This is a genomic window from Sulfitobacter sp., from assembly GCF_036961165.1.
In the GTDB taxonomy this organism is placed as follows: Bacteria; Pseudomonadota; Alphaproteobacteria; order Rhodobacterales; family Rhodobacteraceae; genus Sulfitobacter.
This window is the reverse complement of sequence record NZ_JBALVJ010000029.1, coordinates 17,732-34,511: the sequence shown is the minus strand read 5'-3', so window position 1 is coordinate 34,511 and position 16,780 is coordinate 17,732. Positions and strand designations below refer to the sequence as shown.

The window sequence follows — 16,780 nt, the reverse complement described above, 5'->3', positions numbered from 1 at the left end:
AATAGGTATGAGCAAGAGCCCCAGAGTCGTCATTGTTAAGACGTATCGTGAAGTTGTGGCTCTGTTGGCTGTGTGTAGCATTACGCTTGCTGGAGGAATGCTACTGCGCTGTCGGTTCGGCTGCGCAGGTGAGGCTACACCGGCGCTTACAACGGTCGTGAATATCGGCATGGCTCTAGCCTTACTTGGCATTTCAATTTATCTGTTTGGTATTGCGATCCGGCAACCGATCGCGCTGCGGATGGATGAGGACGGCATCTCAGGCTATTACGCACCTCCGCTGACATGGAGCCAGATAGCGGATTTCGGCGTGTATCGAGATCGCAGCGAAGGCACTTTTATACCTACAACTTATATCGGGATAAGGGTGGCGCGTACTGGCGCGCTTTATGCTGCGCAAACGCCAAGGCAGCGTTCAACAACGGCCAGCCTGTTTCGTAAATCGGATTATCATATCCTGATCCCGCAGATCATGCTCAAGGACTTCTCGGCCGGGCGGGTCGTGTCTGCGGCAAAAGCATTGCAGGTCTTTTCTAAGAAGGCAGATCCGAAATAGGGCCGTGCCTTGGTCTTGGCTGTCTTCCTTAGTGACACAAAGAATTGACTTGAGGCTCGGGTCTATGCGGCTCAAGGATCGTTAATGCGTTATGTATTTTTTTTCCTGACCCTGATGATATCCCCGATGGTACGCGCTTGTGGCGCCGACAGTGACTGTTTGGTGGGTGATCGCCTTTACCGAATCTCTTTACCGGAGGCAGTGCAGGCGCCCGTGGGCGCGGTGATCTGGGCGCATGGATATGGTGGTTCTGCTGCTGGTGTGATGCGTAATGGCAGCCTGCGTAAAATGGTGCACGATAAGGGTTTGGCCTTGATCGCGGCGGAAGGGGTGGACGGGACATGGGACTTGCCCAATGGTCCCCGCACGCCAGATAGCAGTGGCGCAGCCGAGTTTGCCTATTTCGAAGCGATGATCGCGGATGCGCAGGCGCGGTTTGATATTGATCCCACGCGGATGGTTTCCAGCGGTTTCAGCGCGGGCGGTATGATGGTCTGGAACCTAGCGTGCGCGCGGCCTGAGACCTTTGTCGGGTTTGTGCCGTTTTCTGGTACCTTCTGGTTAACCCCTCCTGATGATTGCGCCACACCTGCCGCAAGTCTTGTGCATATCCACGGTGACCGCGACACGACTGTGCCGCTGGATGGCCGTGCGATTGGGCCGACACGGCAGGGCAAGGTTTCGGACGCAATGCAGATGTATGGCAGCTTGGGGTCTTTCGGGCCTGCGCAAAACGTCGACACGGACATGCAGCGCTGCAGGCAACGCGACAATCCGGCAGGTGATATCCTTGAGTTCTGCCTTTTCAAGGGGGGGCATTCGTTCCGGACAGAATACTTGGACTATGCGTTGCAACGGTTGATGGCTGCTGGACAGCTGTAAGGTGTGATGCGTCCCTAAGGAGCGCGTGCAGAACCCCCGTGCTAGATGCGCTGTCAACTGGACAAATGTGCGTCGCTGTGCCAGCAAGCGCGGCAACAGGAGGCATATATGTCTGATAAAACCATTACACGTTTCGCCCCGTCCCCGACTGGCTGGATTCACGTTGGGAACTTGCGCACTGCGCTGATGAACTACCTGATTGCGCGCAAGGCGGGTGGCGAATTTATTTTGCGGATCGACGATACCGATCCGAACCGCTCTAAAGAAGAGTATGTGGACGGGATCAAGCGCGATCTTGACTGGCTCGGTTTGCATTGGGACCGCGTTGAACGGCAGTCTCTGCGGTTGGAGAAATATCACGAAGCCGCAGAACAGCTGCGCGAGATGGGCCGCTTTTATGAGGCGTTCGAGACGCCGACAGAGCTGGACCTCAAGCGTAAGAAACAGCTCAACATGGGTAAGCCGCCGGTCTATGACCGCGCAGCACTTGCGCTGGATGATGCGGCGAAAGAAGCCCTGCGCGCAGAGCGTGGCAACGGTGTTTGGCGTTTCAAACTGCTGCAAGAGCGGATCGTCTGGAACGATGGCATTCTAGGCGACGTGAGCATTGACGGTGCTTCGGTATCTGATCCGGTTCTGATCCGTGGTGATGGCCAAATTCTGTACACGCTGGCCAGCGTTGTGGACGATACCGAAATGGGCGTGACCCATGTTGTGCGCGGCTCTGACCACGTCACGAACACGGGAACGCAAATCCAGATCATGCAAGCGCTGGGCGGCACTGTGCCTTCTTTTGCTCACCACTCGCTGCTTACCGGACCGCAGGGCGAGGCGCTGTCCAAGCGTCTGGGCACGCTCGCACTCAAGGACCTGCGCGAGGCGGGGATCGCGCCGCAGGCACTTCTGAGCCTTATGTCGCGTCTGGGATCAAGCGATCCTGTCGAATTGCGCACCGAGATGTCCGAGTTCATTGAAGGCTTCGATATCACCCGTTTTGGCTCTGCCCCGACGAAATTCGATGCAGAAGACCTAAAGCCGCTGACTGCGCGCTATTTGCAAACGCTGTCGCTGGACGATGTGGCCGAGGACATCCGTGCCTTGGGTGTACCGGACGTTCATGCAGAACGGTTCTGGAGCGTGACACGTGAGAACATCACCACGCTGCATGATCTCAAAGGCTGGTGGACCATGTTCAGCGAAGGGGCTGAGCCTTCGATCGAAGACGAGGATCGTGAGTTCATTGCAGAAGCTATGGCGATGCTGCCCGAAGGGGAGTTTGACGACTCCACTTGGGCTAACTGGACTGCTGCTGTGAAAGAGGCGACTGGCCGCAAGGGCAAGGGCCTGTTCATGCCGTTGCGCAAGGCGTTGACGGGTCAGGCACACGGCCCTGATATGTCGGCAGTGATGCCGCTGTTGCAGGTGGTAAAAGCGCGGGCCTAAGGGCCTGCACGGCCTCCCCTCTTGCAGGGGAGGCTAATAGATCAGCCCGCCACGATTGTGGCGTTGCGCAAGGCAAGATGTTGATCGACCAATGATGTTTCCTGCGCGCCTAGCATTTGCGCGCGGGGGTATTTGGGAGCCGCGCGATCATCTAGGATATGCGTCTCCCAACCGTCGGTCGTGGCAAAGAAATTTGCTACGCCGCCAGCGCCGAATTCCCGTAAATATCCTTGCACGACCACATCCAGATAGCTGAGCAATATGTGGTTGGTCTGGCCCTCTACCCATGTCTCTGGCGGAACGGCGTAATGAGATATGTGGGTTTGCGGGTCATTCGGATGCTGGACGGCCGCACCGGAGGGTATGCGCGCATAGCCATATTCGCGGGCATCAAGTGCTGCCCAGTCCGCGCCGGGGACTTCAGCAATCAGGCCATCGATGGTTGTCGAAGGGTCCGCGACAACGCTTAGAAAAGCCAACCCGCGTTCTTGCGTATAAACCCACTTGCGGCGCCAACCGGAAAGCTGCGCGCGCGCGGCCTGCGCGTAGCTGTGGGTGTCGCGGTTAACAAGGCTGCCATAGCCAAAGAAACAAGGATACATTGCAGAAGATTGCCTTTGAAATTATGGCGCTACCTAAACATTGCTTTGCCAACTGAGCAACCCCGCACATGGCGATTGAAAAATCCCGCAGGCTTTGGCAAAACAGAAAAAGAAGAGGAAAAAGTGCCATGAAATTTACCGAAGAACACCTGTGGCTGCGCGTCGATGATGACGAAGGCGAAGTCACTGTCGGTCTCACGACTTACGGCGCTGCCGAATTAGGCGAGGTTACGTTCGTTGAGTTGCCCGAAGAGGGTGATGTGATCTCGGCGGATGATCCGGTTGTGGTCGTCGAGGCGGATGATGATGCGGTCGACATTCTTGCCCCGCTGGACGGTGAGATCGTTGAAGTCAACACGCCCCTCACCCGTGCGCCTGAGGTGATCTCGGAGGACCCGCAAGGTGACGGCTGGCTGTTCAGGATGAGCATCGACGATCCCGATGCGCTAGAAGATCTGATGGACGAAGCGGCCTACCAGAAATACATCCGATAGGCCGAAGACTTACTTTTCGTCTGTGGGCGCGATCAGGAAGCTGAATTTTTTCTTCAGCTTGCTCCATGTCGCCTTGTCTGGAGCGATCAGTAGGTGGCCGGTCTTGCGTGCGGCGTCATAGTCGCCTCCGTCCAGCATTTCTACATGGGCGCCCGCGCGCTTGGCGATCAATGCGCCAGCGGCGTGGTCCCATGGGTGCAGCAGTGCTGTCAGGCTGAAGTCAACATGTCCCTGTGCCAGCATCCGGTATTCGTGCGCTGAACAGCGCAGCGTGTTGATGCGCGTGAAATCAGGGAAAGTCGCAGCAAGGGCGGCCTGCTTGTCCTTGGGGAACAGATGCAGCGGGATGATACCCGACATCTCTTCGAGCGGTTTGCTTTTGGCCGCTTGCAGCGTGTGCGGCGCGCCGAAGGGGCGTTGCAGCTGGGGTGTCATCTCTTCGTCCGCGATGGCCCAATCATCGCCCACCGGATCGTAGATCAGGCCGAATACAGGCTTACCGTAGCGCGTCGCGGCGATGATCACGCCAAACAGCGGCAGGCCATGTGCAAAGTTCCATGTGCCGTCGACGGGATCAATGTGAAAGGCCAGTTGCGCCTCTGCGATGCCGTCCAAAAGCGACGGTTTCGCGGCAACAGCTTCCTCCCCGATCACAAGCGCAGAGGGAAAGGCGATTTGCAATGACCGCGCGATCATCGCTTCTGCCTTGGTGTCAGCGTCGGTGACAAGATCTTGTGCGTTGGACTTTGTGCGAATGTCGCCGTCCGACAGGCGGCGGAAGCGGGGCATCACTTCGGCGCGGGCCGCGCGGCGCACCATGTTGATGATCTGCGTGCGTTGCGCGTTGCTGATGGCGGGGGCCAATGTAGCTGGCAGAGTGTGGTCGGTTTCCTGCGTGGTGCTGATGTCGGTCATTTGGGCACTCCTTGTTCCAACCGATTCTACTCCCCTGTACCTCGAAGGCAAAGGGGAAGAGCAGAGATTAGGCGTCGTTTCTGGCCTGATTACTCCCGTGCGCGTAGTACGCGGGCGGGGCGGGCCTGTAGCGCGCGGCGGGCGAAACCAAGGCCGGCCAGAACAGTGGCCGCGATCCCGCCGATGATGATCATCAGGGCAGAGGGCCAGATGATGCTATAGTTGGTCTCCATCACAAAGGTGCTTACGGCCCAGCCGCCTAATGCGCCGGCCAGCAGTGCCACGGCACCCGCTGCGAAACCCAAAAGAGCTGCCCGCAAGATAAAGCTGCCGGCGATCATGCGCCGCGACGCGCCCATGGTTTTCAGCATGGCCGCCTCATAGGTCCGCGCATCTGCTCCGGCGGCTGCAGCGCCGATCAACACCAGAAAGCCGGTGAGCAATGTTGCCGCGGCCCCGTAAGAGGTTGCCGCCGCAAGGCCACCCAGCACATCGGCGACGCGGGCCAAGGCGTCCTTGACACGAATCGCGGTAATGTTCGGAAATTGCTTCGCCAGATCGCGCAGGATTTGCGCCTCTGCTTCGGGCTCGGCGTAGACTGTCGAGATAAAGGTATGCGGCGCATCCTCAAGGGCAGCGGGGTTCATCGTAAAGACAAAGCCGATGCCCGCGTTGGAAAAATCCACCTCTTGAAAGCTGGTAATTGTGCCGGTGATGTCGCGCCCGAGTACATTTACCGTCAAAGTATCGCCAAGATTGAGACCGATCTCTTCCGCTTCTTCTGCGGCGACGCTGATCTGTGGCGGGCCAGTATAATCGGCCGCCCACCATTTGCCTTTGGTGATGATGGCTGTTTCGCTGGGTTGGGCGGCATATGTCAGGCCCCGATCCCCGCGCAGAGCCCAGTGGTCTCCACCTGTTTCGGCAGCAGGTTTGCCGTTAATCTTGGTTACAACGCCGCGCAGCATGGGCGCGCTGTCAATGCGGCTCACGGCGGGATCATTTTGCATGCGCTCGGTATATCCTGGCATCTGATCTTTTTGGATGTCGACAAAGAAGTAGCTGGGGGCAACATCGGGGAGGTTGCCCGCGATGGCCTGACGCAGGTTGCCGTCGATTTGCCCTACAGCGGCCAGCACCGACAGACCCAGCCCAAGTGACAGCACAACTGCGCCGGCGCCTTCTCTGGTCCCTCCGATCGCAGCCATGGCCCACCGCCAACGTGGCCGTCCACGCAGGCGATGACTGAGCACGCGCGCAGCAATGCGAATGGCGAAAGCGGCGAGGGACAGCAGCGCCAGCGCGCCAGTGATACCGCCCAGCGTCCAAAGCGTGAGCCACCAGTTCCCGCTAAACCAGCCTGCCAATCCTATGAGCGCAGCAATGGCCAGCCCTGTGGCGAGGATAAAGGGCAGCGCGGGCAATCGGCTGGCCCCGTCCCACGCATCGCGGAACAATGTTGCCGCACGCACGCGGTCGGTGCGGGCCAATGGCCAAAGGGTGAAAATGAAGGCGGTCAACAGACCGTAAAGCCCAGCTTCGATCAGCGGTTCGGGGAAGATCGCGAAGGCTGAGGGGATCGGCAGGCGCGCTTCAAGAACAGGGGCAAGCGCCAACGGCACGGCGGCACCAAGGGCCACACCGATCACGACGCCGAGCAAAGACAGGATACCAATCTGGATGAAATAGGTCTGAAAGATCGTGGCACGATCTGCCCCAAGCGCCCGCAGGGTCGCGATGACTTCGGTCTTGCGGGCCAGATAGCTGCGCACGGCAGCCGAGACGCCAACGCCGCCCACGGCAAGGCCGGACAAGCCTACAAGAATCAGAAACGAACTTAGTCTTTCGACAAAACGGGCCACACCCGGTGCGCCATTACTGGCATCACGCCAGCGCATGCCGCTGTTGGCGAATGTCTCTTCAGCTTCGGCCTCCAGCGCGGTGATCGATGTCTCTTGCGGCAGCTTCAGGCGATACTTGCTGTTATAGAGCGTACCCGCAGACAGCAGGCCAGAGGCAGCAAGGCTGTCGCGGGTCACCAGCGTGCGCGGTCCAAGGGCAAAGCCCGATCCAGCGCTATCCGGTTCGCGGTTGATTTCAGCGCGCAAAGTGAAGGATTGCGTGCCTAAGGCGAAGACGTCACCGATCTGCAAGCCAAGCCGATCGATAAGCGCGCGTTCCATTACACCGCCGGGCAGCCCGTCCTGCACCGATAATGCATCAGCCAAGGGCATTTCAGGTTCCAGGTGGACTGTTCCGACCAATGGATACATGCCGTCCACGGCTTTGACCTGCGTCAGTGCGCGGTCATCTCCCGCAGCAGCCATCGAACGAAACTCGGCCACTTCAGAGACGGCAGTTGCATTAGCTTGCATCCACGCCAGCTCGGCCTCGGAGGCAAAGCGGTAGGTCAGCTCAAGCTCTGCATCGCCGCCCAGAAGTGCTGCGCCCTCGCGGGCAAGTCCCGCTTCAATACCCGACCGGACAGAGCCAACGGCAGCGATGGCCGCAACACCAAGTGCAAGGCAAGCCAGAAACAACCGGAAGCCACGCAAGCCGCCACGCAGTTCGCGGCGGGCGAATTTCGTCGCAAGGGCAAGGCTCATACGATGCGCCCGTCGCTCAGGGAGATGATGCGGTCACAGCGCTCGGCCAGAGCATCAGAGTGCGTGACCAACACCAGTGTCGAGCCGTGCTTATCGCGCAGGTCAAACAGCAGATCCATGATTGCTTCACCGTTCGCGCTGTCGAGATTGCCTGTCGGTTCATCCGCAAGCAGGATTGCAGGTCGCGGTGCTGTGGCGCGGGCCAACGCCACGCGCTGTTGTTCGCCGCCCGACATTTGCGCAGGGTAGTGCTTGGCCCGCGAAGAAAGCCCGACGGTTTTCAGCGCTTCGGCAGCGCAATCAAATGCGTCCGCGTGTCCGGCCAATTCCAGCGGTGTCGCGACATTCTCAAGCGCTGTCATTGTCGGGATCAGATGAAATGACTGGAACACGATTCCCATCCGGTCACGGCGGAACCGCGCCAGCGCATCTTCGTTCATGGCGGTCAGGTCTTCGCCCATAGCATGAACACTGCCGCCGGTGGCTTGTTCCAACCCGCCCATAACCATCAAAAGCGAGGATTTCCCCGATCCTGAAGGCCCGATCAGGCCAATACTTTCTCCGGCGGCCACCTCCAGCGTTATGCCGTGCAGGATTTCGACAGGTCCCGCATTGCCATTCAGGCGCAAGGCTGCATCTTTAAGAGAGAATATTGGATTGTTCATGGGGCCCTCATTGGTGGCGTCCCTGTGGGATATGGAGGGAATGTCGCGATGCGCAAGGCTTTAGCAGTGATTCTTACGGTTTATGCGGGAATGGCGCAGGCGGGTGACGTGGTCATTGCCGCTTTGGGCGACAGTCTGACCCAAGGCTATGGATTGGTTCAGGAGGAAGGCTTTGTCCCGCAACTCGAAGTTTGGTTGCAGGCTGAAGGCGAGAATGTGCGGCTGATCAACGCCGGCGTGTCGGGTGATACCACCGCAGGCGGGTTATCGCGGGTTAGTTGGACACTGACGCCAGAGGTAGACGCGATGATCGTGACACTGGGCGGTAATGACTTGCTGCGGGGCCTGTCGCCGGATCAGGCGCGCAGCAATATTGAGAGCATTTTGCAGGCCGCCCAAGAAGCCGAGGTTGAGGTTTTGTTGATAGGGATGGACGCTCCAGGAAATTATGGGCCGGAGTATAAAGCGCAGTTCGATGGGCTTTATCCTGAATTGGCACAAGCCTATGGCGCCGTTTACCTTGAAAGCTTCTTTGCTGGACTAAGCGAAGACGGCACGGCACCCGATCCGGCGACCCTTCGGGAGTGGTTTCAGGCCGACGGAATCCACCCGAATGCGAAAGGTGTCGCGCGCATCATTCAGGTGGTGGGACCGAAGGTACAGGAGCTGATCGGGCAGGTGAAAGCGAGCAGCTGACTCGTTTGCCCGTTTTTCAGGCAGTAGCAATTTTTTAAGAGCTAGTCTAAATTTTACCAGTTGATAAAAAAATGGACCTGTGCCAGCGTTTGACCCAAGGAACGGTTTTCTCAGGGGATCAGCAATGGCGGACAAGGTTTTTGAAGCAGGCGTACAGGCAGGGCGGTTAGACCCGCAAACCTATGAGGCGCATTTTGCGGACCTGCATCCGCCGCTGGATACACATGAGGCGGTTGTTGCAGCGGACCGCTGCTACTTTTGCCACGACGCGCCCTGCATCACGGCGTGCCCGACGGATATCGACATCCCGTTGTTCATCCGGCAGATCGCCACAGGCACGCCCGATGCGGCGGCCAAGACGATCCTGAGCCAGAATATCATGGGTGGTATGTGCGCCCGCGTCTGTCCAACTGAGCAGCTGTGCGAGCAGGCCTGTGTGCGTGAGATGGCAGAGGGCAAGCCGGTATTGATAGGTCAACTCCAGCGCTATGCTACGGACCATTTGCAAGAGCAGGGCGTGCATCCCTTCACCCGCGCAGCCTCTACGGGCAAGCGCGTGGCGGTTGTGGGCGCAGGGCCTGCTGGCCTGTCTGCGGCGCACCGTCTGGCGATGCTAGGGCATGACGTGGTGGTTTATGATGCACGGGCCAAGGCTGGCGGCCTGAATGAATATGGAATTGCGGCTTACAAGACACCGGATGATTTCGCGCAAGGCGAAGTGGACTGGCTGCTAAAGATCGGCGGTATTACGATCGAGACGGGCCGCACATTGGGCACCGATGTGACGCTTCATGAGCTGAAGTCTGACTTCGATGCTGTGTTCCTTGGTATGGGTCTGGGTGGCGTGAACGCGCTTGGCGCAGACGGTGAGGACAAAGATGGCGTGTTGGACGCGGTGGATTTCATCGCGGAACTGCGGCAGGCGTCTGATGTGGCGCAGGTGCCAGTGGGCCGTGATGTTGTCGTGATTGGTGGCGGTATGACAGCCATTGATGCGGCCATTCAGGCCAAGCTGTTGGGCGCGCTCAACGTCACGCTGGTTTACCGCCGTGGCCGCGACCGGATGAACGCCAGCCCCTTCGAGCAGGATCTTGCTGCCAGTAAAGGTGTGCGGATCGTTACCCATGCAACGCCAAAGGCCGTGATCGGTAATGGCGCGGTGCGCGAGATCGATTTCGACTATGTAGGCGACGATATGGCATCGACTGGTCAGACCCTGCGGTTGGCCGCGGATCAGGTTTTCAAGGCGATTGGTCAAACACTGGAAGGCGGCGATCTTCCCGCGCTTGAGAACCGTAAGATCAAAGTGGATGGCGTAGGTCGCACATCGGTTAGTGGTGTTTGGGCTGGTGGTGACTGCGCCTCTGGCGGGGATGACCTGACTGTGACCGCCGTGGCGGAGGGCCGCGATGCCGCAATGGATATTCATGCGTTGCTCATTGGATAGGTCTTTTTGTGCTATGATGTCTGCAAAGAGGAGACTTTAGCGATGTATGTAATGAGCTTTGTTGCCGCTGTGCCGACTGACCAGAAAGACGCCTATCTTGCGCATTGTCGGATGGCTGCGGAAATCTTGAAATCCCATGGCGCGCTTCGCGTGGTCGAGCTGTGGGGCGATATGGTGCCGGATGGGGAGCGCACGTCCTTCCCTCTCGCCGTTGCGGCCAAAGAGGGCGAGACGGTTGTGACCGGCTGGCAGGAATGGCCGGACAAGGCCACATGCGACGCGAATATGGAAAAGGCGATGCGCGATCCGCGTTTAGCCGAAATGGGCGCGCTGCCGTTTGATGCGGCGCGGCTGATTTATGGCGGGTTCGAAACCCTCGTGGATATGTAGGAGCATCTCCCATGGCTGATCTGACAACTGACTTTCTGGGCATCAAATCCCCAAACCCCTTTTGGCTGGCCTCTGCGCCGCCGACGGACAAGGAATACAACGTTCGCCGCGCATTCGAGGCGGGCTGGGGCGGTGTCGTCTGGAAAACACTCGGCTCTGAAGGGCCGCCCGTCGTCAACGTAAATGGCCCGCGCTACGGCGTGATCCACGGTGCAGACCGGCGCGTGCTTGGGCTTAACAACATCGAGCTGATCACTGATCGCGATTTGCAGACCAACCTGGACGAGATCACCCGCGTCAAGGCCGACTATCCTGACCGCGCCGTGATCGTGAGCATCATGGTGCCCTGCGAGGAGCAGGCGTGGAAAGACATTCTGCCAAAGGTTGAGGCCACTGGTGCAGACGGGATCGAACTTAACTTCGGCTGCCCGCATGGCATGTCAGAGCGTGGCATGGGCGCAGCCGTGGGGCAGGTGCCTGAATACATCGAATTGGTGACGCGCTGGTGTAAGCAGTATTATTCCAAACCGGTGATTGTGAAGCTGACGCCAAACATCACGGATGTACGCAAACCTGCCGAAGCGGCACGGCGTGGCGGGGCCGATGCGGTCAGTTTGATCAACACGATCAACTCTATCGTCGCGGTCGATCTGGACACGATGAGCCCGCACCCAAGCATTGACGGCAAGGGCACGCATGGTGGCTATTGTGGTCCGGCAGTCAAACCGATCGCGCTGAGCATGGTGAGCGAGATCGCCCGTGCGCCAGCCACAGCTGGTATGCCGATCAGCGGTATCGGCGGCGTGACAACATGGCGCGACGCGGCTGAGTACATCACGCTTGGCTGTGGCAACGTTCAGGTCTGCACAGCGGCGATGACCTATGGTTTCAAGATCGTGCAAGAGATGATCAGCGGTCTGTCCGAATGGATGGACGAGAAGGGTCACACTTCTATTCAGGACTTCATGGGTGCGGCGGTGCCGAACACGACCGACTGGCAGTATCTGAACCTTAACTACATTGCCAAGGCGTCAATCAATCAGGACGACTGCATCAGCTGCGGACGCTGCTTTGCTGCTTGCGAAGATACTTCGCACCAAGCGATCGCAATGTCCGAAGACCGCACCTTTACCGTGATTGATGAGGAATGCGTGGCCTGTAACCTCTGCGTAGAGGTCTGTCCGGTGGATAACTGTATTTCGATGGTGCCAATGGACGCAGGCGCAACCGATCCACGCACCGGCAAGGTTGTCGAGGATACATATGCCAACTGGACAACGCACCCCAACAACCCTTCTTCGGCAACGGCGGCAGAATAGGCGGGATCAGTCCGGAGACGTCCTAAACGGCTTTGGTGCGGGCGTCTTGAGGATTGGTGCTGTGGGCAACGGGTCAGGTGGGGCATAGCGGTCCACCTTGTTCGGGCGGTCCGCCAATTCATTGAGGGTAGCTGGTGCCGCTGCCACGCTGGCGATCAGGGCCTTCGTCCGGGCGATGTCCGTTTCTTTTGCCGTGTCGATCTGATTGCCTGAGGCAGCTTGTGCCTGCGCGCTGACCACCGATTTGGGTTCTGCGCCCTCTGGCTTTGGAATGCTGGCTTTGTGATACGCAGTTCCGTAGCCCGCGTTGCTATCGCTTCCCGTCGATGCGCCACGCGTGTTTCCAGACTTGGCTACTGGCTGAATAGTGTTTGTGTCACCACCAGTTTCGGCGGTGTTGGACGCGCTTTGTGCCTGCGTCGGCGGCGCGATGGTGCTCATCAGGTTTACAGGAATATTCAACGCCATGACTTGCCCCTTTTCTTGCAATAGTAGCCGCCACCCACGGCTAGAATTCATCCTAAGGGGTTAACACATCCCTAATTCAGGGAGGGAATCTTGCTTATTAGTTAACGGGTGACAGCAATCGGCGGAACATCTTTTCAAGGTGTTGATGCGCGCGAGCGGCTGGGTCCTGTTCATCAAGCAGAACGCTGACTTGCGCCCCGAAATCCGCATAGTGCTGAGTGGTCGACCAGATCGAAAAGATCAAATGGGCCGGGTCGATATCTGGAAGTTTTCCCTGCGCAATCCAATATTGAATGACACTACATTTACGGTCGAACAGCGGTTTAAGGTCATTCTTGAGATAATCCGCGATGTGCGGTGCGCCTTGCAGGATTTCGCCGGCAAAGAGTTTGCTTTCGGCAGGAAGTTCCAGTGACATATCCAGCTTGTGACGCACATAGCCGAGCAGTTCTTCGACTGGATCGCCCTGCGGATCAAGTTCGACCAGCGGATCAAGCCATGTCTCCAGAAGCTGGCTCAGAAGGGTCACGTAAATCTCGGTTTTGCCTTCGAAATAATAGAGGACGTTGGGCTTGCTGAGCCCCGCTCCTTTGGCAATCGCATCCAGCGTCGCGCCGCCAAATCCGTCGCGGGAAAAGACCTCGAGGGCGGAGTCGAGAATCAGCCTGCGGTTACGCATCTGGATGCGGCTTGGGTTCTTTACAGGGGTGTTTGTCACAGGCGGCTCCGCAGGTGCTGGAAAATTGGGCAGTTAAACAAGCGCTCTGAGGGTCTTTCTAAAGCAGTTCTTGACAGGAATGAAGTGAGGCGCAATCGTCACTTTACCAAACGGTAAAAAAACGATCATATTCTGGTGACCGAAATAAGACAGATAGGAGCCCGCAATGCCAGCGCCCGGACAGAACCTCAGAATCAATCCAGACCGCCTGTGGGACAGCTTGATAGAGATGGCACAGATCGGGCCGGGGATCGCGGGTGGCAACAATCGCCAGACCCTGACCGACGAAGACAGTGAGGGACGCGCGCTGTTCCAAAGCTGGTGTGAGGCCGCAGGCTGCACGATGGGCCTGGACCAGATGGGCAACATGTTTGCTCGCCGCGAGGGTACGGACCCTGATGCGCTGCCGGTCTATGTGGGTAGCCATTTGGACACGCAGCCCACGGGCGGCAAGTATGACGGGGTTCTGGGTGTGCTGGGCGGGCTGGAGCTGATCCACACGCTCAACGACCTGAACGTGAAGACAAAGCATCCGATCGTGGTGACGAATTTCACCAATGAAGAAGGCACGCGCTATGCGCCTGCGATGCTGTCCTCTGGCGTGTTCGCAGGTATCCATACCCAAGATTGGGCCTATGACCGGGTCGATGCGGAAGGCAAAGCGTTCGGTGACGAACTGAAACGGATCGGCTGGCGCGGCGAGGAAGAAGTGGGCGCGCGCAAGATGCATGCTTTCTTTGAGCTGCACATCGAGCAGGGGCCGATTTTGGAGGCCGAAGGCAAGGATATCGGTGTTGTCACGCATGGCCAAGGGCTGTCGTGGACGCAGGTGACGGTGACCGGCAAGGATAGCCACACAGGCTCTACCCCGATGCCGCTGCGTAAGAATTCGGGACTTGGGATGGCGCGGATTTTGGGTGCGGTCGATGAGATCGCGTGGAGCCATGCGCCTCATGCGGTGGGGGCGGCGGGGCATATCGATGTCTTCCCGAACTCGCGCAATGTGATCCCCGGTAAGGTGGTGTTTACGGTCGACTTCCGCTCGCCTGATCTGTCGGTAATCGAGGATATGGAGGCGCGGTTGCGGGTCGAGGGGCAGGCGATTGCCGATGACATGGGGCTGGGGATTGAGTTCGAGAAGGTCGGCGGGTTTGATCCCGTGGCGTTCGACGAGGGCTGTGTCACGGCTGTGCGCAACGCGGCGGAACGGCTGGGGTATTCCCATATGAACCTGATTTCGGGCGCAGGGCATGACGCGTGCTGGATCAATCGCGTGGCACCCTCTGCGATGGTAATGTGTCCTTGTGTGGACGGGCTTTCGCATAACGAGGCGGAAGAGATCACCAAGGAATGGGCCATGGCGGGGGCTGATGTTTTGCTGCATGCGGTGGTGGAGACAGCGGAGATTGTTGGGTGAGGATTTATCAGGCCGGCACCGGAATGGTTGCTGAAGCCAGAAAGAAAGACGGGCTATTTGTCTGTGGCCCACAAGGCGGCAACAAGATTAGCGACGAAAAGACTTTTGCTTCCATTCAAGCTGCAGCCTCATTTTTATGTGGAAATAAAACTTGGGGCATTAGGATGAATCCGGAATGGGATTTAGTCTTCCGAAACATTGTGATCGACCGCGACAATTAGGAGTTAGAAGATGACCAAAGTAATCAAAGGCGGCACGGTCGTCACGGCGGACCGGACTTGGGTCGCGGATGTTTTGATTGAGGGAGAAACGATCAAGCAGATCGGGACGGACCTTAAGGGCGACGAGTACATTGATGCGGAGGGGGCCTATGTGATCCCCGGCGGGATTGATCCACACACGCACCTTGAGATGCCGTTTATGGGGACCACAGCGGCAGAGACGTTTGAAAGTGGCACATGGGCGGCAGCGGTTGGCGGGACCACGATGATTGTGGATTTCTGTTTGCCCGGTGAAGATGGCTCGATCAAGAATGCGATCAACGAATGGCACCGGAAGTCCGCGCCGCAGATTTGCTCGGACGTCGGCTATCACATGGCGATCACGGGCTGGAATGAAAACGTCTTTAACGAGATGAAAGACGCGGTAGATATGGGCGTGAATTCGTTCAAGCACTTCATGGCCTACAAGGGCGCGTTGATGATTGAGGACGATGAGATGTTCGCCTCGTTCAAGCGCTGTGCGGAGTTGGGTGCACTGCCGATGGTGCATGCGGAGAACGGCGATCTGGTCGCGGAATTGCAGCAGAAGTATTTTGACGAGGGAATCACGGGGCCTGAGGGCCATGCCTATTCCCGGCCTCCTGAATTGGAAGGCGAAGCCGCCAATCGTGCGATCACGATTGCAGACACGGCGGGTGTGCCATTGTACATCGTGCACGTGTCGTGTGAGCAAACGCATGAGGCGATCCGGCGTGCGCGGCAAAAGGGGATGCGCGTCTATGGCGAGCCGTTGATCCAGTTCCTGACCTTGGATGAGAGCGAGTATTTCAACAAGGATTGGGATCATGCTGCGCGGCGGGTTATGTCGCCGCCGTTCCGCAGCAAGGATCATCAGGATTCGCTGTGGGCTGGCTTGCAGGCGGGGAGCTTGCAGGTGGTTGCAACGGATCATGCGGCGTTCAGCACTGAGCAGAAGCGGGCGGGGCGTGATGATTTCCGGATCATTCCGAACGGGTCGAACGGTTTGGAAGAACGCCTTGCTGTGTTGTGGACCGAGGGGGTCGAGACGGGTCGTTTGACGATGAATGAATTTGTAGCTGTGACCTCGACCAATGTGGCGAAAATCCTGAATATCTACCCGCGCAAGGGTGCGATTGTTGAGGGTGCGGATGCGGATATTGTGGTTTGGGATCCGAAGATTACCAAGACGATCTCCCCTGCGAACCATCATTCGGTGCTGGACTACAATGTGTTCGAAGGGTTCGAGGTGCGCGCGCAGAGCCGCTTTACGCTGAGCCGTGGTGAAGTGATCTGGGCATGGGGCCAGAATTCGCAGCCTAATCCGGGGCGAGGACGGTTTGTGCCGCGGCCTGCTTTCCCGAGTGCGAATGTCGCGCTGTCGAAATGGAAAGAGTTGAATTCACCGAAGATGATCAAGCGTGATCCGTTGAATATTCCGGCGGGGATTTGATGGTTCTTCTCACTCGCTCGGAAATGTTGAACGACAGTCGATGGTGGAGAGTTGGCGCTTTGACTATCCCATTGTCACTAATTGTTATGGGTTTGGGGTATTGTGGACTTCAGTTAGCTTCCGGGAAAATGCAGTTGGTACTTTTGCTTGATGGTTTTCTAACAATAACCGTTGGGGGCTTGTTGATCGGAGGTCCCATTAATTGGAGCTGGGGTATCGCCATAGGTTTGCTGATTTGGCTTATGATATGGAACTTACCTTTTGTGAATGGTTTGGGTGATCCTGGCGCTGCGGCAGTCAGTTCCTTTGGTGTCGCGTTTTTTGGAGGCATGGTGCCATTTGGAATTTTGGCTTATCCGGACCTTAACAGTTTTGCGGGAATTTTCTTCGTCCCTGCAACGATTGCCTTTTTCTTAGGGCCGTATATTGCGTTTCGGATCTACTGCTCACCCGAAACTAAGGGAGCCTAA

At 57.9% G+C, this 16,780-nt stretch carries 18 protein-coding genes; 12 read left to right on the top strand and 6 right to left on the bottom strand.

Annotated elements, in window-relative coordinates:
- The first annotated feature begins 7 nt into the window (after positions 1-7).
- The 3 genes from V7730_RS13140 to gltX all read left to right on the top strand — a co-directional run bounded on the left by V7730_RS13140 (position 8) and on the right by gltX (position 2,881).
- Complete coding sequence (locus tag V7730_RS13140) at positions 8-556, top strand: hypothetical protein (RefSeq protein WP_335748050.1); 549 nt, start codon at positions 8-10, stop codon at positions 554-556.
- A gap of 84 nt (positions 557-640) precedes the next feature.
- Positions 641-1,438 (top strand): alpha/beta hydrolase family esterase, encoded by a 798-nt coding sequence (locus tag V7730_RS13135; RefSeq protein ID WP_335748049.1) that lies wholly within the window; start codon positions 641-643, stop codon positions 1,436-1,438.
- Positions 1,439-1,546: 108 nt separating this feature from the next.
- Positions 1,547-2,881: a glutamate--tRNA ligase gene (gene gltX / locus V7730_RS13130; protein ID WP_335748048.1), complete on the top strand. Its 1,335-nt coding sequence runs from the start codon at positions 1,547-1,549 to the stop codon at positions 2,879-2,881.
- A gap of 41 nt (positions 2,882-2,922) precedes the next feature.
- On the opposite strand, the gene V7730_RS13125 is transcribed toward gltX, so the two are convergent.
- Positions 2,923-3,483, bottom strand: coding sequence for a gamma-glutamylcyclotransferase family protein (locus V7730_RS13125; RefSeq protein ID WP_335748047.1), 561 nt, complete (start codon positions 3,481-3,483; stop codon positions 2,923-2,925).
- 128 nt (positions 3,484-3,611) lie between these two features.
- Here V7730_RS13125 and gcvH point away from each other — a divergent pair, with 128 nt between their 5' ends.
- The gene (gene gcvH, locus V7730_RS13120; RefSeq protein ID WP_335748046.1) at positions 3,612-3,977 is read left to right on the top strand and encodes a glycine cleavage system protein GcvH; all 366 of its coding nucleotides are present in this window, start codon (positions 3,612-3,614) and stop codon (positions 3,975-3,977) included.
- Positions 3,978-3,986: 9 nt separating this feature from the next.
- On the opposite strand, the gene V7730_RS13115 is transcribed toward gcvH, so the two are convergent.
- The 3 genes from V7730_RS13115 to V7730_RS13105 form a co-directional block, all read right to left on the bottom strand.
- Positions 3,987-4,892, bottom strand: coding sequence for an inositol monophosphatase family protein (locus V7730_RS13115; protein WP_335748045.1), 906 nt, complete (start codon positions 4,890-4,892; stop codon positions 3,987-3,989).
- A gap of 89 nt (positions 4,893-4,981) precedes the next feature.
- Positions 4,982-7,498: an ABC transporter permease gene (locus V7730_RS13110; RefSeq protein WP_335748044.1), complete on the bottom strand. Its 2,517-nt coding sequence runs from the start codon at positions 7,496-7,498 to the stop codon at positions 4,982-4,984.
- The gene (locus V7730_RS13105) at positions 7,495-8,163 is read right to left on the bottom strand and encodes an ABC transporter ATP-binding protein (protein WP_335748043.1); all 669 of its coding nucleotides are present in this window, start codon (positions 8,161-8,163) and stop codon (positions 7,495-7,497) included. Before V7730_RS13105 ends, V7730_RS13110 begins: the two co-directional genes overlap by 4 nt.
- 48 nt (positions 8,164-8,211) lie before the next feature.
- Here V7730_RS13105 and V7730_RS13100 point away from each other — a divergent pair, with 48 nt between their 5' ends.
- From V7730_RS13100 to preA, 4 genes are all read left to right on the top strand, one after another.
- Positions 8,212-8,859, top strand: coding sequence for an arylesterase (locus tag V7730_RS13100; protein ID WP_335748042.1), 648 nt, complete (start codon positions 8,212-8,214; stop codon positions 8,857-8,859).
- 124 nt (positions 8,860-8,983) lie between these two features.
- Positions 8,984-10,306, top strand: a complete 1,323-nt coding sequence (locus V7730_RS13095) for an NAD(P)-dependent oxidoreductase (RefSeq protein ID WP_335748041.1) — start codon at positions 8,984-8,986, stop codon at positions 10,304-10,306.
- 42 nt (positions 10,307-10,348) lie between these two features.
- Positions 10,349-10,696, top strand: coding sequence for a DUF1428 domain-containing protein (locus tag V7730_RS13090; RefSeq protein WP_335748040.1), 348 nt, complete (start codon positions 10,349-10,351; stop codon positions 10,694-10,696).
- Positions 10,697-10,707: 11 nt separating this feature from the next.
- Positions 10,708-12,015 (top strand): NAD-dependent dihydropyrimidine dehydrogenase subunit PreA, encoded by a 1,308-nt coding sequence (gene preA / locus V7730_RS13085; RefSeq protein ID WP_335748039.1) that lies wholly within the window; start codon positions 10,708-10,710, stop codon positions 12,013-12,015.
- Positions 12,016-12,021: 6 nt separating this feature from the next.
- Here preA and V7730_RS13080 read toward each other — a convergent pair whose 3' ends face one another.
- Together V7730_RS13080 and V7730_RS13075 are read right to left on the bottom strand one after the other, a co-directional pair.
- Positions 12,022-12,483, bottom strand: a complete 462-nt coding sequence (locus V7730_RS13080; RefSeq protein ID WP_335748038.1) for a hypothetical protein — start codon at positions 12,481-12,483, stop codon at positions 12,022-12,024.
- Positions 12,484-12,580: 97 nt separating this feature from the next.
- Positions 12,581-13,162, bottom strand: coding sequence for a TetR/AcrR family transcriptional regulator (locus V7730_RS13075; protein ID WP_335748066.1), 582 nt, complete (start codon positions 13,160-13,162; stop codon positions 12,581-12,583).
- Positions 13,163-13,367: 205 nt separating this feature from the next.
- Here V7730_RS13075 and V7730_RS13070 point away from each other — a divergent pair, with 205 nt between their 5' ends.
- From V7730_RS13070 to V7730_RS13055, 4 genes are read left to right on the top strand one after another with little or no spacing between them, the layout of a single operon-like run.
- Positions 13,368-14,618 (top strand): Zn-dependent hydrolase, encoded by a 1,251-nt coding sequence (locus tag V7730_RS13070; RefSeq protein WP_335748037.1) that lies wholly within the window; start codon positions 13,368-13,370, stop codon positions 14,616-14,618.
- The gene (locus tag V7730_RS13065) at positions 14,615-14,839 is read left to right on the top strand and encodes a hypothetical protein (protein ID WP_335748036.1); all 225 of its coding nucleotides are present in this window, start codon (positions 14,615-14,617) and stop codon (positions 14,837-14,839) included. The genes V7730_RS13070 and V7730_RS13065 overlap by 4 nt, the downstream gene beginning before the upstream one ends.
- A 10-nt stretch (positions 14,840-14,849) precedes the next feature.
- Positions 14,850-16,310, top strand: coding sequence for a dihydropyrimidinase (gene hydA, locus V7730_RS13060; protein ID WP_335748035.1), 1,461 nt, complete (start codon positions 14,850-14,852; stop codon positions 16,308-16,310).
- Positions 16,310-16,780: a hypothetical protein gene (locus V7730_RS13055; protein ID WP_335748034.1), complete on the top strand. Its 471-nt coding sequence runs from the start codon at positions 16,310-16,312 to the stop codon at positions 16,778-16,780. Before hydA ends, V7730_RS13055 begins: the two co-directional genes overlap by 1 nt.

Bases quoted from the DNA above. Each gene is read 5' to 3' on its own strand.
- V7730_RS13140 (WP_335748050.1), top strand. From the start codon at position 8: ATGAGCAAGAGCCCCAGAGTCGTCATTGTTAAGACGTATCGTGAAGTT.
- V7730_RS13135 (WP_335748049.1), top strand. From the start codon at position 641: ATGCGTTATGTATTTTTTTTCCTGACCCTGATGATATCCCCGATGGTA.
- gltX (WP_335748048.1), top strand. From the start codon at position 1,547: ATGTCTGATAAAACCATTACACGTTTCGCCCCGTCCCCGACTGGCTGG.
- V7730_RS13125 (WP_335748047.1), bottom strand. From the start codon at position 3,483: ATGTATCCTTGTTTCTTTGGCTATGGCAGCCTTGTTAACCGCGACACC.
- gcvH (WP_335748046.1), top strand. From the start codon at position 3,612: ATGAAATTTACCGAAGAACACCTGTGGCTGCGCGTCGATGATGACGAA.
- V7730_RS13115 (WP_335748045.1), bottom strand. From the start codon at position 4,892: ATGACCGACATCAGCACCACGCAGGAAACCGACCACACTCTGCCAGCT.
- V7730_RS13110 (WP_335748044.1), bottom strand. From the start codon at position 7,498: ATGAGCCTTGCCCTTGCGACGAAATTCGCCCGCCGCGAACTGCGTGGC.
- V7730_RS13105 (WP_335748043.1), bottom strand. From the start codon at position 8,163: ATGAACAATCCAATATTCTCTCTTAAAGATGCAGCCTTGCGCCTGAAT.
- V7730_RS13100 (WP_335748042.1), top strand. From the start codon at position 8,212: ATGCGCAAGGCTTTAGCAGTGATTCTTACGGTTTATGCGGGAATGGCG.
- V7730_RS13095 (WP_335748041.1), top strand. From the start codon at position 8,984: ATGGCGGACAAGGTTTTTGAAGCAGGCGTACAGGCAGGGCGGTTAGAC.
- V7730_RS13090 (WP_335748040.1), top strand. From the start codon at position 10,349: ATGTATGTAATGAGCTTTGTTGCCGCTGTGCCGACTGACCAGAAAGAC.
- preA (WP_335748039.1), top strand. From the start codon at position 10,708: ATGGCTGATCTGACAACTGACTTTCTGGGCATCAAATCCCCAAACCCC.
- V7730_RS13080 (WP_335748038.1), bottom strand. From the start codon at position 12,483: ATGGCGTTGAATATTCCTGTAAACCTGATGAGCACCATCGCGCCGCCG.
- V7730_RS13075 (WP_335748066.1), bottom strand. From the start codon at position 13,162: ATGCGTAACCGCAGGCTGATTCTCGACTCCGCCCTCGAGGTCTTTTCC.
- V7730_RS13070 (WP_335748037.1), top strand. From the start codon at position 13,368: ATGCCAGCGCCCGGACAGAACCTCAGAATCAATCCAGACCGCCTGTGG.
- hydA (WP_335748035.1), top strand. From the start codon at position 14,850: ATGACCAAAGTAATCAAAGGCGGCACGGTCGTCACGGCGGACCGGACT.
- V7730_RS13055 (WP_335748034.1), top strand. From the start codon at position 16,310: ATGGTTCTTCTCACTCGCTCGGAAATGTTGAACGACAGTCGATGGTGG.